Source organism: Ureibacillus sp. MALMAid1270, assembly GCF_049202975.1.
GTDB lineage: Bacteria > Bacillota > Bacilli > Bacillales_A > Planococcaceae > Ureibacillus.
In genome coordinates, this window is the sequence record NZ_JBMIRP010000095.1 from 129,582 (window position 1) to 146,129 (window position 16,548).

19 protein-coding genes are annotated in these 16,548 nt (G+C 33.7%); all 19 read left to right on the forward strand.

Annotated features, from left to right (window positions below):
* The first annotated feature begins 2 nt into the window (after positions 1-2).
* On the forward strand, positions 3-1,289 hold the full coding sequence (locus ACOQFO_RS14310; protein WP_421690340.1) for a PepSY1/2 domain-containing protein: 1,287 nt from the start codon (positions 3-5) through the stop codon (positions 1,287-1,289).
* A 70-nt stretch (positions 1,290-1,359) separates the two neighbouring features.
* Positions 1,360-2,025, forward strand: a complete 666-nt coding sequence (locus tag ACOQFO_RS14315) for a flagellar brake protein (protein ID WP_421690341.1) — start codon at positions 1,360-1,362, stop codon at positions 2,023-2,025.
* Positions 2,026-2,195: 170 nt separating this feature from the next.
* Positions 2,196-2,870, forward strand: coding sequence for a (d)CMP kinase (gene cmk / locus ACOQFO_RS14320; RefSeq protein WP_421690342.1), 675 nt, complete (start codon positions 2,196-2,198; stop codon positions 2,868-2,870).
* A gap of 123 nt (positions 2,871-2,993) precedes the next feature.
* Positions 2,994-4,139: a 30S ribosomal protein S1 gene (gene rpsA, locus ACOQFO_RS14325; RefSeq protein ID WP_421690343.1), complete on the forward strand. Its 1,146-nt coding sequence runs from the start codon at positions 2,994-2,996 to the stop codon at positions 4,137-4,139.
* 359 nt (positions 4,140-4,498) lie between these two features.
* A complete protein-coding gene (gene der / locus ACOQFO_RS14330; RefSeq protein WP_421690344.1) occupies positions 4,499-5,809 on the forward strand; it encodes a ribosome biogenesis GTPase Der in 1,311 nt (436 codons plus the stop codon).
* A 27-nt stretch (positions 5,810-5,836) separates the two neighbouring features.
* A complete protein-coding gene (locus ACOQFO_RS14335; protein ID WP_421690345.1) occupies positions 5,837-6,850 on the forward strand; it encodes an NAD(P)H-dependent glycerol-3-phosphate dehydrogenase in 1,014 nt (337 codons plus the stop codon).
* Positions 6,851-7,118: 268 nt separating this feature from the next.
* A complete protein-coding gene (locus tag ACOQFO_RS14340) occupies positions 7,119-7,379 on the forward strand; it encodes a DUF2768 domain-containing protein (protein WP_421690346.1) in 261 nt (86 codons plus the stop codon).
* 123 nt (positions 7,380-7,502) lie between these two features.
* Entirely contained in the window at positions 7,503-8,228 is a 726-nt protein-coding gene (locus tag ACOQFO_RS14345) for a hypothetical protein (RefSeq protein WP_421690347.1), read from the forward strand.
* Between the two features lie 259 nt (positions 8,229-8,487).
* Complete coding sequence (gene spoIVA / locus ACOQFO_RS14350) at positions 8,488-9,954, forward strand: stage IV sporulation protein A (RefSeq protein WP_421690442.1); 1,467 nt, start codon at positions 8,488-8,490, stop codon at positions 9,952-9,954.
* Positions 9,955-10,157: 203 nt separating this feature from the next.
* Entirely contained in the window at positions 10,158-10,430 is a 273-nt protein-coding gene (locus tag ACOQFO_RS14355; protein WP_036183797.1) for an HU family DNA-binding protein, read from the forward strand.
* 281 nt (positions 10,431-10,711) lie between these two features.
* Positions 10,712-11,281, forward strand: a complete 570-nt coding sequence (folE, locus tag ACOQFO_RS14360; RefSeq protein WP_421690348.1) for a GTP cyclohydrolase I FolE — start codon at positions 10,712-10,714, stop codon at positions 11,279-11,281.
* A 61-nt stretch (positions 11,282-11,342) separates the two neighbouring features.
* Positions 11,343-11,564: a trp RNA-binding attenuation protein MtrB gene (mtrB, locus tag ACOQFO_RS14365; RefSeq protein WP_421690349.1), complete on the forward strand. Its 222-nt coding sequence runs from the start codon at positions 11,343-11,345 to the stop codon at positions 11,562-11,564.
* A 226-nt stretch (positions 11,565-11,790) separates the two neighbouring features.
* Positions 11,791-12,546 carry a heptaprenyl diphosphate synthase component 1 gene (locus ACOQFO_RS14370; RefSeq protein WP_421690350.1) on the forward strand — a complete coding sequence of 252 codons (756 nt, stop codon included), beginning with the start codon at positions 11,791-11,793 and terminating at the stop codon, positions 12,544-12,546.
* A gap of 15 nt (positions 12,547-12,561) precedes the next feature.
* Positions 12,562-13,266: a demethylmenaquinone methyltransferase gene (locus tag ACOQFO_RS14375; RefSeq protein ID WP_421690351.1), complete on the forward strand. Its 705-nt coding sequence runs from the start codon at positions 12,562-12,564 to the stop codon at positions 13,264-13,266.
* Between the two features lie 16 nt (positions 13,267-13,282).
* A complete protein-coding gene (hepT, locus tag ACOQFO_RS14380) occupies positions 13,283-14,257 on the forward strand; it encodes a heptaprenyl diphosphate synthase component II (protein ID WP_421690352.1) in 975 nt (324 codons plus the stop codon).
* Between the two features lie 176 nt (positions 14,258-14,433).
* Positions 14,434-14,850, forward strand: coding sequence for a nucleoside-diphosphate kinase (gene ndk / locus ACOQFO_RS14385; protein ID WP_421690353.1), 417 nt, complete (start codon positions 14,434-14,436; stop codon positions 14,848-14,850).
* Positions 14,851-14,972: 122 nt separating this feature from the next.
* Positions 14,973-15,209 (forward strand): hypothetical protein, encoded by a 237-nt coding sequence (locus ACOQFO_RS14390; protein ID WP_421690354.1) that lies wholly within the window; start codon positions 14,973-14,975, stop codon positions 15,207-15,209.
* A 64-nt stretch (positions 15,210-15,273) separates the two neighbouring features.
* Positions 15,274-15,531 carry a hypothetical protein gene (locus ACOQFO_RS14395; protein WP_421690355.1) on the forward strand — a complete coding sequence of 86 codons (258 nt, stop codon included), beginning with the start codon at positions 15,274-15,276 and terminating at the stop codon, positions 15,529-15,531.
* A gap of 116 nt (positions 15,532-15,647) precedes the next feature.
* Positions 15,648-16,418 (forward strand): CheR family methyltransferase, encoded by a 771-nt coding sequence (locus ACOQFO_RS14400; RefSeq protein ID WP_421690356.1) that lies wholly within the window; start codon positions 15,648-15,650, stop codon positions 16,416-16,418.
* Positions 16,419-16,548 lie beyond the last annotated feature (130 nt).

Sequence of the window (16,548 nt, forward strand, 5' to 3'; positions counted from 1 at the left end):
TCATGAAAAATGCAGTATATTTGTTAGCGATAGGTGTAATTGCACTTGGTTTATATTCATTTGAAGTAACAAAAGAAAAAAATCAGTTAGAACGCACCGTACATGCACAGTACACAAATGCATTGACGAGTGCGTCTGAAACATTATCTACCCTTGAAACCTCTGTCAATCAGTCTCTTTTGTTCCAAGATAAAAATGCCCTTAATCAAGAGCTTGATAATATTTGGCGTCTTAGTGATCAGCTACGTGCATCTATTAGCAGTCTTCCATTAAGTTCAGATGTTGCGAATAACTGGATGCGCTATGTTGGGAATATTGGTGAAGAAGCAAGACTAGCTGCAGAAAAAGGCAATTATGAAGCTTGGCATGAAAAGATGAATGTTGTTGGTTCAAATTTAAAAGCTTTATCTGATGAGTGGGAAGTTGCTACTTCCAGATATTTCGAAACGGATGGAGATTTCTCGAAGTGGAAACGTGTATTAAATAACGAAAAAGAGGAAGACGAATTTAAAAATATTGCACAAAATTTAAAAACCTACTCTGAAACAGATTTCCCATTAACGGCAAGTGAGTCAGATTGGTTGAAAAAACGAGAACTGAAAAACTTAGACGATAAAGAAATAACAAAAGAGCAAGCGATTGATGTTGTAGAAATGTTATTTCCAAGTATAAAAGATGCTTCCTACACGGTTACAAAAAGTAGCGATGATGCACCATATCCGTTCTACCATGTTCAGTTTGTAAAAGGAAGCCGTGTTGGATATGCTGACATCACTGTAAAAGGTGGACATATTTTATCCTTCCTTTCTGAGCGACCAGTTCAAGAGGATCGTAATGTTACTCAACAGGATATTCGTGACTTGACATATAAGTTTTTGAAAAATGCAGGATATGATGATGTTGAAATCGTTGAATTTAGAGAAAATCACGAAGCATATCACATCTCAACAGCTCGTGTATATGGTAAGGAAAAGGCATATGTCTATCCAGATGGTATTCAATTAAAAGTATCAAAGGATAGTGGTGAATTATTAGGTCTAAACGCAATGGAATATGTCCAAAAGGAAACAATCAAAGAGCAACCAGTGAAACCAATCGATTGGAAGAATTTTTTCCGTCCTGGAGCAATTGTTGAAGAAGAAAGAATGATTTATACAGAAAATGAATTGTTTGAACTTCGTTTATGCTATGAAGTGATTACACGTTACGAAAATGAATTAAATAAAACATTTAGAATTGTTGTAGATGCTGAAACTCATGAAGTATTAAAAGTGGAATACATGTATTAGAAATTACGCGACTTTATATAGAAAATAAAGTAAATTCGTGCAATAATGAAACTATCATTTGTACGAGGTTGTGATTCAATTGGAAATAAAAATTGGAACTGTCCTAACTTTGGAACCTATTTCTGATACTGATAAGATTGAAAAATTCCATTGTAAATTAGTTGAAAGCACAGATCGAATTATTTATATTGATTATCCCATTAACACATTAACGAAAAAAACTGCCTATTTAATGGATGGTTCACAGTTTCGTGTAACGTTTATCGATGGAGAAAAAACGAGTTATGCTTTTAACACAGAAGTATTAGGTCGTAAAATGGATTCTATCCCAATGATTATGTTGTCGTTACCACCTGACGAAGAAATCATTAAAATTCAGCGCAGACAATTCGTTCGTGTGAGGACTTCTGTTGATGTAGCGGTTGAATTTGAACAACACTACTTACAATTTGTAACAGAAGATATTAGTGCTGGAGGACTTGCTCTAATTCTTAACTCAAATGTTCCTTTTCAAGAAAATGATCAAGTAAACTTAACAATTGTACTGCCATTTTCAAATGGAGATATTCATTATATTCAAACACAATCACTCGTCGTTCGAATATTTGAATTGAATCAAATGAAAATCGCTTCTATTCAATTTGAAGATATCGATGAAGTCGATCAACAAAAATTACTGCGATTCTGTTTTGAAAGACAGCTTATGATCCGTAAAAAAGAATTAAAGACAATTTAATTTACTTCGTAGTACTAACTTAAAAAATACTTATTCGACAACCGAAACTTGCTTAAAAGCCCTATTCAATAGTGGCTTTTTCTTTTGGTTAGTAATGCTGTATCAAAGTTAAATAGAAGAAAATACTGTGACACCTATGGTAAAATGCAGATAGGAAAGTAGGGATATTTATGTCAAAACAAATTCAAATTGCAATTGATGGTCCTGCTGGGGCTGGAAAAAGTACGATTGCAAAAATTGTAGCTGAGAACCTTGGTTTTACATACATCGATACAGGAGCTATGTATAGAGCAGTTACGTATAAAGCATTAAAAGAAAACATAGAATTAAACGATGCAAAAAGCTTAGAAAATATGCTTTCAAATACTAAAATTGACTTGAAACCATCTGAAAATGGACAACTAGTTTTTCTAGATGGAGAGGATGTTTCACAACAAATTAGGTCAAACGAAGTTACAGCCAATGTTTCTCAAGTTTCTGCTCACCCTAACATTCGTGAAATACTCGTAAAAAAACAACAAGAATTAGCTTCCAATGGTGGAATCGTCATGGATGGTCGCGATATTGCTACCCATGTATTGAAAGAAGCTGAACTTAAAATATTTATGTCTGCCTCTGTTGAAGAACGTGCAAAAAGACGTTTTATAGATAATGAAAAACGTGGTATTCCTTCAGATATGGAAACTTTAAAAGAAGAAATTTCACTAAGAGACAAACTTGATAGTGAGAGAGAAGCTTCTCCGTTAATTCAAGCAGAAGATGCAATCTATTTAGATACAACAGAACTATCGATAGAAGAAGCTGCGAATGCAATTTTAAAATTAGCACAAGAAAAAATGGAATAATTTTAATTATGAAACGTATTTTCAATATATAGATACATTTTTTTGAAAGAAAAGGAATATTTTTTGTCTTTATAGAATTAATCTAATAAAATAGAAATTGGAAGATGCGAAGGAGGGTTACATATGTCTGAAGAAATCAATGCGAATCAAGGTCAGGAATTTCGAGAAGGAGATATTGTGAAAGGTGTTGCTGCAAAAGTCGAAGACAAAGCGGTAACTGTTTCAATAGAGGGTGCACCGTTTGATGGAATTGTACCAATCAGCGAACTCTCTAGTTTGCATATTGAAAAAGCCTCTGATGTTGTATCAATAGGTGATGAGTTAGAACTAATCATCACGAAAGTTGAAGAAGAAAATTTTGTATTATCAAAAAGAAAAGTCGATGCGATCAAAGCTTGGGACAAACTAGAAGCACAATTTGCTGCTGGAGAAAGCTTTGAAGCAGAAGTGAAGGATGTTGTGAAAGGTGGCCTTGTGGTTGATTTAGGCGTACGTGGCTTCGTTCCTGCATCACTTGTAGAAGACCATTTTGTAGAAGATTTTGAAGACTACAAAGGGAAAACATTACGTTTTAAAATAACAGAGCTTGATAAAGAAAAAGGTAGATTAATTCTATCTCACCGTGCTGTTTTAGAAGAAGAAAAAAATTCTAAAAAGAAACAAGTTCTTAATGGTATTAAAGAAGGAGATATTATTGAAGGTACAGTTCAACGTATTGCACCATTTGGGGCATTTGTTGATTTAGGTGGAATTGACGGCCTAGTTCATATCTCTCAAGTATCCCATGACCATGTTGAGGATGTAAATTCAGTTCTTACAAAAGGCCAAGCTGTTAAAGTTAAAGTACTTTCAGTTGATCCACAAAATGAAAGAATCTCTTTATCCATTAAAGATACTTTACCAGGTCCATGGTCGAACATTGAAGAACGTGTGTCTAAAGGTTCCGTTCTAACTGGTACTGTTCGCCGATTAGTATCGTTTGGTGCATTCGTTGAAGTATTCCCAGGTGTAGAAGGACTTGTGCATATCTCTCAAATTTCTCATAAGCACATAAACACACCACATGAAGCACTAAAAGAGGGACAAGAGGTTGAAGTAAAAGTGTTAGATGTAAATGCTAGTGAAAAGCGTCTATCATTAAGTATTAAAGACCTTTTAGAAAACCCTGAAAAACAAGAAGAATTTGAATATGAATTACCAGAAGAAACTTCTGGATTCTCATTCAGCGATGTAATTGGCGATAAATTAAAAGGATTTACAAATAAATAATTCAGTTTTCTATAATACAGGTGTGTCCATTGGGCACACCTGTTATTTTTTATTCAAATTCAAAAATCTTTATCAAAAGAAAACCCAAGTGAAATCACCTGGGTCAAATTTTTTTAGTTTCAGACATTTATTCCATTACTGATTTTAATACAAAGCTATTTACAATACCTGTTGTTGGTGATTTTTCTTCACCTACAACAACTAGAGTAAATGATTAACCTATATTTTGACAATACTAAGAACATCTAAATTAATTGGTGCAAAATTGAACTTTGAGTAGGTGTATTACTAACAAAGTGATATAATAGTCGAATTCGTGTATAATACAAAAGATAAGAATTTGGAAGGATGAAGTACAGATGACAAAACCAGTAATCGCCATCGTAGGTCGTCCGAACGTTGGGAAATCAACAATTTTTAATCGTATTGTTGGTGAGCGTGTATCGATCGTGGAAGATGTTCCAGGAGTAACACGTGACCGTATTTATAGTTCGGCAGATTGGTTAACACATGAATTTAACGTAATAGATACGGGCGGAATAGATATGGGTGATGAGCCCTTCTTAGAACAAATTAGAGCGCAAGCTGAAATTGCAATCCAAGAAGCAGATGTCATAATATTTATGACGAATGGTCGTGAAGGCGTAACATTAGCGGATGAACAAGTGGCTAAAATTTTATATAAAACTAAAAAACCGGTCGTTCTTGCAGTAAATAAAATCGATAATCCTGATATGCGTGAAATGATTTATGATTTCTATTCATTAGGATTTGGCGAACCATTCCCAATCTCAGGTTCCCATGGTCTTGGAATTGGAGATTTGTTAGATGAATGTGCAAAACATTTCCCGAAAGAAGATGAAACAACTTATTCGGATGATACGATTAAGTTTAGTTTAATTGGTCGTCCAAATGTAGGTAAATCTTCATTAGTTAACGCATTTTTAGGACAAGAGCGTGTAATCGTAAGTAATATTGCAGGTACTACACGAGATGCAATTGATACACCTTACACATATGACGGTCAGGAGTATGTAATCATTGATACTGCTGGAATGCGTAAAAGAGGAAAAGTATTCGAATCAACAGAAAAGTATTCAGTTTTACGTGCAATGAGAGCGATTGAACGATCAGATGTGGTTTTAGTCGTTCTTAATGCTGAAGAAGGCATTCAAGAACAAGACAAAAAAATTGCTGGATACGCTCATGAAGCTGGAAAAGCAATTATTATTGTTGTGAATAAATGGGATGCAGTTGAAAAAGACGAAAAAACAATGAACGTATTTACAGAACAAATTCGAGAGCATTTCTTATTCTTAGATTACGCTCCAATTATCTTTGTTTCTGCAAAAACAAAACAAAGAGTTCATCAAATTTTAGCTTTAGTACAACGAGTAAGTGAAAACCATGCAATGCGTATCCAATCTTCTATATTAAATGAAGTAATTGAAGACGCTGTTGCTAGAAACCCAGCTCCACGTGATAAAGGTAAACGTTTACGTATTTACTACACTACACAAGTTGCAGTAAAGCCACCAACATTCGTTGTGTTTGTAAATGAACCAGAGCTTATGCATTTTTCGTATGAACGTTTCCTTGAAAATCGAATTAGAGAAACATTTGATTTCGAAGGTACGCCAATTCGTTTAATAGCACGTGCTAGAGAATAATCTTCTATTTCATAGGAGGGTAGTAATATGGAAAATGTAACGGTATTTGGAGCAGGTTCATGGGGAACAGCACTTGCAATTGTTTTAGCTGAAAATGGACATCAAACTTTGCTTTGGACACATCGAGAAGATCAAGCAAATGAAATCAATCTCCAACATACGAATAAAAAATATTTGCCAGAGACGATATTACCTAGTCAATTAACTGCAACGAGTGATCTTGAAAGAGCGATCCAACACTCATCAATTTTCGTAATTGCAGTTCCAACAAAGGCAATACGAGAAGTATGTGCCAATATGATGAAAACGTTAAATAAAAAAGCTTTATTCATCCATGTTTCTAAAGGGATTGAGCCAGATTCGTTGCTTAGAATCTCGGAAATATTGGAAAACTGTTTATCACCTGAAGTAGTTTCGGATATTGTTGTTTTATCTGGACCAAGTCATGCGGAAGAAGTTGTTTTACGCCACCCAACAACAATTACTGCTGCATGTAAAAACATTCAATCTGCAGAAAAAGTTCAGGATTTATTTATGAATGGGTATTTCCGAGTGTATTCCAATACGGATGTGATCGGAGTAGAACTTGGGGGAGCATTGAAAAATGTTATTGCCTTAGGTGCAGGGATCTCAGATGGGCTGGAGTATGGCGATAATGCAAAGGCGGCATTAATTACGCGTGGATTAGCTGAAATTTCTCGACTCGGTGTAAGAATGGGTGGAAATCCATTTACTTTCTCGGGATTATCAGGTATGGGAGATTTAATCGTTACTTGTACAAGTGTACACTCACGTAATTGGCGTGCTGGAAATATGCTTGGAAAAGGTTTAAGTCTTGATGAAGTATTAAGTAATATGGGCATGGTAGTTGAAGGTGTGAGAACTACGAAAGCTGCCTATCAACTTGCACAAAAGTACGAGGTTGCGATGCCAATAACAAGTGCTTTATATGATGTATTATTTAATGATAAACATCCGAAAGATGCTGTAGATGAATTAATGATTCGAATGAAAAAACGTGAAATAGATAATTTACTTTAACTAAAAATAGATTTTAGAATTTAAATTTTACGACATAATTTTCAAGAAGTTTTCACAATTTCTTCATAATTTGGTGTCTATTTACGCAAATGATTTGAATCTAGATGTAAAATAGAGTTAACTCGGAAGGAGGTATATAAATTATACCTCCTATTCTACTGAATAATATTTTTCAGTAGCCTACCGCAGTTAAAAGGATTTTTATACTATTGACTGCAAAATCACTAACAATATACATAGATATTTAGTTTTGAGAGGTGGTATGTTCGTGCAATTACCAGCAATAAATTTAGACTTATTTCTTTTAAATACTTCGCGGGGACCTTTAGCCAGTATGCATGCCCTTGATGTCATGTGGATATCGTTTTATTCGATTGGGGCAATGTTAGTTTCTGTATTAATTTTATCTGCAACTAGAAAATGGATAAAAAACGCAGTACTTTCATTTATTATTAAATTATTTGCATTTATTTTATTTATATTAGGAACATTTTTAATGGTACTTGTTGTCTTTACATGGCCAAATTAAAGTTTTCTTTAGAAAAATAGTAAAACACTTCTAGTAACCGATTCATTGTAGGCATGAACAGTATATTAATGCACTTTCAAAAGAGCAACATAGAATGCATGATTTTGATATGAGGTGAAATTATTGAAAAATAAAGTGAAAATTAGTTTCATGCTAATTATGGTTTCAATAGTATTGGCTGGGTGTTTGTATCCTACTGAAGAAAGAGTAGAAAATCAAATCCCCGATCAAGTGCAAATCGACGGTGTTCAAAGAGCAATTGATGAATTCCAAGCAGATACAGGCGTACTGCCGATTAAAACAAGAGATATGGATACAGATATCTTTATTAAGTATCTAATTGATTTTGATAAATTAGTACCAAAATATTTGGCTAGCCCTCCAGGAAACTCATATGAAAAAGGTGGGATTTTCCAATATATCATTTGGGATCCAGAAAATAATCCTACAGTGAAACTGGTTGATTTACGTGCAGCGGATGCAATTCGTGACGTCAATATTCGCTTTCTTACAACGAAATATCCAACTTACAAAGATCCAATCACAACATATGTTTACACAATTGACTATGATAAATTAGGTATTGGGAAAGAATTAACAGTACCAAGTCCATATTCAAACAATCAATTACCACTTGTTGTGTCGACTGATGGTGAAGTTTATGTCGATTATTCAATTGATTTAAATATACTAATCAAAGAAAATAATCTAACTCCAACACCAGGAGAAGATATTCGAAACTTACTAGTAGAAAAGTATCCAGTCGTACCAGCATATTCGTTACCTTATACGGTTAACGAAAATAATGAGCCTGTCTTTATGTATGATCCAACGAAAGATGAGAAATAAAGAAATAAAATATTGAATGTCAAGTTCGACAATTTTTTGCCTCCACTATAAAGATGATAGACATCTTTGTAGTGGAGGTTTCGTATTATAGAAATGTAAAGGCAATTAGATTGCTATGTCTTGGCTGATTTTCTATGGAACGAATCACTTTTAAATTTTTTGGCACATATTGAAATTTTTCGTACAAGGTGTTTTCATATTCCGGAAATATTGGTCATAGACTATATTACGTAAAGGAGGAGCTACAATAGGCCAAGAAATCTTTCATCAAATAGCAGAGAGAACTAATGGGGATGTATATATCGGTGTTGTAGGACCTGTACGAGTTGGTAAGTCTACTTTTGTGAAGAAAATGATGGAGTCAATTGTGCTCCCGAATATCGTTAACGAAGAAGATCGCAAAAGAGCACTGGACGAGCTGCCTCAAAGTTCACCAGGTCCTGTCATCATGACTGCAGAACCAAAGTTTGTTCCTGCACAAGGTACTCAAATTACTATTGGGGAAAGTGAAATACCTTTCCGAATTCGTTTTGCTGATTGTGTTGGGTATATTATTGACGGTGTTAAAGGTTATGAGGATGAGAATGGTCCAAAGTATGTTCATACACCATGGCATAATGAGGCTATTCCATTCCAAGAAGCTGCAAAAATTGGAACAGATAAAGTCATCCGTGACCATGCCAATATTGGCGTTGTTGTTACAACAGATGGTACTGTAAATGGTATTCCAAGACATGCAGCTCAAGTTGCTGAGACACAAATTATTGAGCAACTAAAAGAAATTGGTAAACCATTTGTAGTCATTTTAAACAGTAGTATTCCAAGTCATAGCAATACTGTTGCATTACGAAATGATTTATTTGAGCAATATGGCGTACCTGTAATCGCAGTATCTATTGATCAAATGTCACTTCGTGATATGGAGTACATCTTACAAGAAGCATTATATGAATTCCCAGTTGAAGATATCGAGGTTGAAAAACCAGATTGGTTAGATGTACTTGACCAAACACATCCATTAATGGAAACTCTTACAGAAGAAGTGAATAATGTTAAGAATTCCATTACAAAAATCCGCGATGTATCACAAGCTGCGGAAGATTTAAAACAAATTGACTTTATCGAAGATAGTATCATCGAAAGAGTCGACGCTGGTTTAGGTGTTGCAACTGTTAGAATTACATTAAAACCTGAAGTTTATAAAGCGGTTTGCAATGAATGGCTAGATCAACCAATTGAAAGCAAAAAAGATTGGTTACTATTCATTAAATCATCAGCAGAAGCAAAGCATGTTCAGGCTAAATTCCATACTGCTATTAAAGATGCTATGGAGAATGGTTATGGTGTAACTCTTCCATCATTGGATGAGTTCGAACCAAGCGAGCCAGAAATTATTAAGCAAAATAACTTCTACGGTGTACGTATGAAAGCGGCAGCACCATCTTATCATGTCATTCGTGTAGATATGGAGACAGAGTTTGCTCCGTTAATCGGAACCGAATTCTATGCTCAACAATTACTGAAAGATCTACACTATGCGTATAAACATGACCGCAATGCATTATGGGAAACTCAATTATTTGGAACTCCATTACATCAAGTATTGAGAGAGGGAATTCAATATAAGATGAATTCTGTTCCATCTAATGCGAAGAACAGAATGCGTCAAACTATTGAAAGAATGGTCAATGAAGGTGACCGTGGACTAGTAACATTTATTATTTAATAACTAAATAGGCATTGATTTTATGCCGAATTATTATTAGGACTTTTCATTCAATAGGTGAAAAGTCCTTTTGTTTGTGTAATTTTGAAAAAAACCTTTGAAATTAGGGTAAAACATGAATAAATACAGTTGCACCAAGGTTTTCTATATGTTACTCTTTTTACATGATTTAGGTAAGGACCCTTTGAGAGGAGGTGAATAGTGTGAATAAAACAGAATTAGTAAACTCTGTTGCTGAAGCTGCTGCTCTTTCTAAAAAAGACGCTTCTAAAGCAGTTGAAGCTGTATTTGATACAATTCAAGATGCACTTGCAAAGGGTGACAAAGTACAATTAATCGGTTTTGGTAACTTTGAAGTTCGTGAACGCGCGGCTCGTAAAGGACGTAATCCACAATCTGGTGAAGAAATCGAAATCGCTGCAAGCAAAGTACCTGCATTCAAACCAGGTAAAGCTCTTAAAGATGCTGTAAAATAATAGCGTCTTGCAGTTACATAGAGTAGCCATCAATTTACGATGGCTACTCTTTTTTAAATCGTATATAATGAATTGTATTCATTTTTTGATTACATCTAAAACATAATAATAACAATGCAATTTGCATGTACATAATTATTTATATTTTTTCGTTCGGCCCTTAGTAGATTTACTTACTTTTCAATTAAGGCAAGTCATTAATGAACCAGTTTTGCGATTAGTGTCGGTATATGCTACGATTCATTTTAACTATGTCTTGTAATTGTTTTAGGAGGATAAAAATGTCAAATGTTAATTTAAAAAAAATAGAAGAAGCAGTAAAAATGATCCTTGAAGCGGTTGGTGAAGATGTTAATCGTGAAGGTTTGCTAGATACACCAAAACGTGTATCAAAAATGTACCAAGAAATGTTTAGTGGACTAAATGAAGATCCTAGAGAATTCTTTAGTACCGTTTTCCATGAGGATCATGAAGAACTAGTGCTTGTAAAAGATATTCCATTCTATTCAATGTGTGAACATCACTTAGTACCATTCTATGGGAAGGCGCATGTTGCTTATATTCCGAGAGATGGACGTGTTGCTGGACTTAGTAAACTTGGTAGATGTGTCGATTCTGTTGCAAGAAGACCGCAATTACAAGAAAGAATTACAGCAACTGTTGCGGATAGCTTATGGGAAATGCTAACTCCATATGGCGTGTATGTTGTAATTGAAGCAGAACATATGTGTATGACTATGCGTGGACTTAAAAAACCAGGCTCGAAAACGATTACATCTGCAGCAAGAGGTGTATTTGAAGAGGACGATTTGAAAAGGAAGGAAGTTATTTCATTTATTCAAATGTCTTAAATAAATGTCATGAATATGATATGATGTCATAAGAAATTGTCAAACCGAGGAGAAAGATATAATGTCACAACCTGATTATATTATTATAAAAGCAGAAGAAGATGGTGTTCATGTTATCGGTTTAACACGTGGATCAGATACTAAATTCCATCATTCTGAAAAATTAGATACTGGTGAAGTGATGATTGCTCAATTTACAGAGCATACATCCGCAATGAAAATTCGTGGTAAGGCACAAATTTTTTCTTCCCATGGTGTTGTAGAAAGTGACTCTAAAAGATAAAATGTTTTAGTATTAAAAATTTTCAAATGTAACATTGTTCAATAGAGTTCTTTTTACATTTTGAAAGATTATTTCAACACTTATTGACTAATAAGTAAATGTACATAATTAGAATGAATTAATGTTACAGCTCGGGTGGATGTAACACTCTCGTAATTGAAATGAATCGTTTGAGCATAATTGATATTATCAAGCATTCGCACTTAAAGTGGAATGGAGTAGTAAAATGAATGCAACATACTTTAACAAAAGCATAGATCAGCTAAAAACAAGTATTATCGAACAATTACAGCATAATACTTTATTTAAATATATAGATGAACCGAAGTTGATCGACAATCAACTATTTTATTTGTTATTGCCGTTATTAAATGGCGAAAATTGGAATGACGATTTAAATACAAGTGCTATCACTGTCGCAATGGTTCATGCAAGTTTAGCTGAACATGAGAAAATTGATGAATATCTAGCAACAAGTAAAGAACAACAGTTAACTGTGCTCTCAGGCGATTTTTATAGTGGTCGTTACTATCAAATGCTGGCTAATGCCGGTAATATTTTGTTGATTCGAGAAATTTCAAAGGGTATTGTAAATCGTTGTGAACAACAAATAAAAATTTATGAAAAAAACCCTTTATCTCTGACTCAGTGGATCGATTACATTTCAACGATTGAAACGGAACTCATCCATAAATTCTATTCTTTCTATGAATTTGGTAAATATAATAGAATTATGTCAAAAAGTTTAGTCTTACTAAGATTAAAAGAAGAATTAATGCATTATAAAACTGGTCGAATAACTAACTTCATCAAAATGGTTCAGTCAAATTTGGTGGACTCCTCTGAATCATTTGAGCAAGTCATTGGCCAAGAGGTGGACAAGTTAAACGATCAAGTAAATGAATATCTTCAATCGTCATCCTTGTTAAAAGACGATCTAAAGCTATACATAATGAATCAGTTAGAACTTGTTCAAAAATAGAAAGGTTTTGAAATAATGGCAAAATCAAAAGAAGAGCGTGTACATGAAGTATTTGAATCGATTTCTGATAACTATGACAAAATGAATTCCGTAATTAGTTTTCAGTTACATGTAAAATGGCGACGTGACACGATGAAACATATGGCTGTTAAACCAGGTTCAAAATGCTTAGATGTTTGCTGTGGTACAGCAGATTGGACGGTTGCCTTAGCGCAAGCTACAGGTGAAACGGGAGTTGTTAAAGGACTTGATTTTAGTAAAAATATGTTAAAAGTCGGAGAAGAAAAAGTAAAACCTTATCCACAAGTCGAATTAATCCATGGAAATGCAATGGAGTTGCCATTCGATGACAATACATTTGATTATGTCACAATTGGTTTCGGATTAAGAAATGTTCCAGATTATATGCAAGTTTTAAAAGAGATGAATCGTGTTTTGAAACCGGGTGGGATGGCTGTTTGTTTAGAAACATCCCAACCTGAATTACCTGGATATAGACAACTATTCCGTTTTTACTTTAAATATATTATGCCTGTATTTGGAAAAATCTTTGCGAAAAGCTATAAAGAATACTCATGGTTACAAGAATCAGCCAATGAATTTCCGGGTATGAAAAAACTAGCTTCAATGTTCGAAGAAGCTGGATTTATTAATGTGAATTATAGAGGGTATAGCGGTGGTGCTGCTGCTATGCATATGGGATTTAAAAAAGAAATCTAGTGGGAAGTGTGTACGCGTGGAAAAGATGAAGCTAAAAATGCTCTATTCTGACTTGAAGCAGGATATAGACATCATCGAAAAAGAATTAGAAAAAGCGTTAAACTCGTCTTCACACTTGATTAATGAAGCATCACTCCATTTACTACAAGCGGGCGGAAAACGAATTCGTCCCGTTTTTGTTTTAATTAGTGCTAAATTTGGGAACTATAATATCGAAGAAATTAAAAACATCGCTGTTCCACTTGAACTAATTCACTCCGCTTCACTTGTTCATGATGATGTGATCGATAACTCAGATATGAGAAGAGGTCAACATACAGTAAGAGCACAATGGAATAATCGAGTTGCAATGTATACAGGAGATTATATTTTCGCACGTGCTTTAGAGTATGTTTCATCTATTGAAAATGAGAAGGTACATCAAATCCTAGCTCATACAATGGTGGAAATAGTAAATGGTGAAGTTATACAAATAGAAGATAAGTTTCGTTCAAATCAAAATCTAAAAGATTATTTTAGAAGAATTAAAAGAAAAACAGCACTGTTAATCGAGTCAAGCTGTGAATTAGGTGCAATTGTCGCAAACTGTGATCCTAAAGTGGTGAATAACCTTAAGAGATATGGTTATTATGTTGGGATGAGTTATCAAATTATCGATGATATTTTAGATTTCACCTCAACTGATAAAGAACTCGGTAAACCAGCTGGTAGTGACTTATTACAAGGAAATATAACATTACCAATATTGTTATTAAAAGATCATGAACAAATTCAAACATTCATCCAACGTGCAGCTGATGGAACTGTAACGGAAGAAGAGCGTCTGGATATGCTTGAAATCGTTCGTAAATCAGAAGCAATTAAAAAATCAATGCAATTAAGTAATCAATATTTAGTAAAAGCATTAAAAGAAGTGGATGCTCTACCAAATCATCCGATGAAAAAGAAACTACGTGATGTAGCTTTATTTATCGGAAAACGAAAATTTTAACTTATGATTTCCCTATTTTAGTAGTATTAAATGAAGTTAATTTTGTTAATTATGTAAGTAGTTTAGATAACTTACCATAAAGTAGGGAATCTTAGTTGACCTGTTTATTGTTAGTTTGGTAATATTTATCGGTAGGTGCTAAAACCTGTATTCGAAATTAAGGAGTGTTTATAACAATGGCTATGGAAAGAACTTTTATTATGGTTAAACCTGATGGAGTAAAACGTCAAGTAGTTGGAGATATCGTTGACCGCTTTGAGCGTCGTGGATTTGAATTAAAAGGTGCAAAATTAATCAACGTACCACGTGAATTAGCTGAAGAACATTATGCAGAGCATAAAGAACGTCCATTCTTCGGAGAATTAGTTGACTTCATTACTTCTGGTCCAGTATTCGCAATGGTTTGGGAAGGCGAAAACGTAATTAAACTTGCTCGTATTATGATGGGTGCTACAAAACCAGAAGATTCTCAACCAGGTACAATCCGTGGTGATTATGCAGTAACAATCTCTGAAAACGTAATTCACGGTTCTGATTCACCAGCTTCTGCTGAACGTGAAATTAGCCTTTGGTTCGGTAACGAATTAGCATAATATATTAATTATTTAGACAAAGCCAAAACAATTTGGCTTTGTCTTTTTTTTACATCTTTTATTAAGTATAATTAGTTAAGTTAAAAATATATTGGTGAAAATTTGGAATGGAGGATTCAAATATGTCTTGGGCAATAATGGTGGGGGCAATAGCAATAGTAGGAATTATAACTGATTATCTTCATAAACAATCTAGTTTAAAAATTAAGGCGACGAGAGAAGAAATCGAACTAGAAAAACTAAAGCAGCAAAATTTTATGCTTGAGACGGAAAAGATTCGTTTAGAACTTGAACAAACAAGGCAGCAACTTTCACTCGATTATAAAAAAGAAGAATCAAATGGGAGCAAGCTATATTAACATTTAACTTCTGTAAATCTAAATTTTAAAATTTGGTACTAGTTGATAATAAGGGGGTTTCATCGTGGAAGTTTTTATTTTTGTTTGGGGTATTATACTAATTTGTGCATCAATTCCGATTACTGCAATCGTTACTTATCACCTAAGAAAACAATCAAAGTTTAAGTTAGAAGCTTTAAAATATGAGATTGAACTAGAAAAACAAAGAAAAGAAAGTTATATAATTGAATCTGAAAAACTTCGTTTAGAAATCGAACAAACAAGACAACATCTAACATTAGATCAACCATTTGCTAGAACACAAAATATTATAAAAGAGTAAAGTTTTTTTATGCCCCCCCTCTGAGAGACAAGTAATTGTCAATTACTTCAAAAATATTTTTATTTTGGTACTTTTCAGCTATAATGAATATATGAAGAATGAGGGGAAAGATTGAAGTGTCTGACTATGAGCATTTTATTGAAGGTATAAAACTTAAAACAGGAATCGATCTAAGTCTATATAAGGAAGCGCAAATGAAACGACGTTTAACCTCTCTATATGAAAAAAAGGGTTATCGAAATTTTGTAGATTTCCTTCATGCATTGGAAAAAGACCGTGATTTAATGAATGAATTCTTAGACCGAATGACGATTAATGTTTCTGAGTTTTATCGAAATGGGAAACGTTGGGAAGTGTTACAAGAAAAAATTTTCCCAATGCTTTTAAAACATAATAAAAGACTTAAAATTTGGAGTGCTGCCTGTTCAACAGGAGAAGAACCATATACAATTTCAATGGTGCTTTCCAATTATTTACCATTAAATCAAATTAACGTTTTTGCGACAGATATCGATGAAAATGTCATTCAAAAAGCGAAACTTGGGTTATATCCTGAACGTTCATTACTAGAAGTACCTACTGATATGAAATCTAAATACTTTATTAAAGAAGAACCATTCTATAAAATTAAAGATGATATTAAGCGTACAGTTACATATAAAAAGCACAATTTACTTAGAGACTCCTATGATACGAATTATGATTTAATTGTATGCCGTAATGTCATGATCTACTTTACCGAAGAAGCGAAAGAACAAATTTATCATAACTTCAGTAAATCTTTAAGATCAGGTGGAATATTATTTGTAGGCTCAACAGAACAAATTTTTAATCCTGCAAGATATGATTTAGAAGTTGAAGACACTTTCTTTTATAGAAAAAAGTAGTGTCAAAAATTCATAATACTTTTACCAACTAGGACTCAATGCTTGTGAGTCCTAGTTTTATTTAAATTTTTTAATTATTGTGAAATAGTTAAAAATGACAATGTTTTTTAGGTTATAATATGTTAAGATA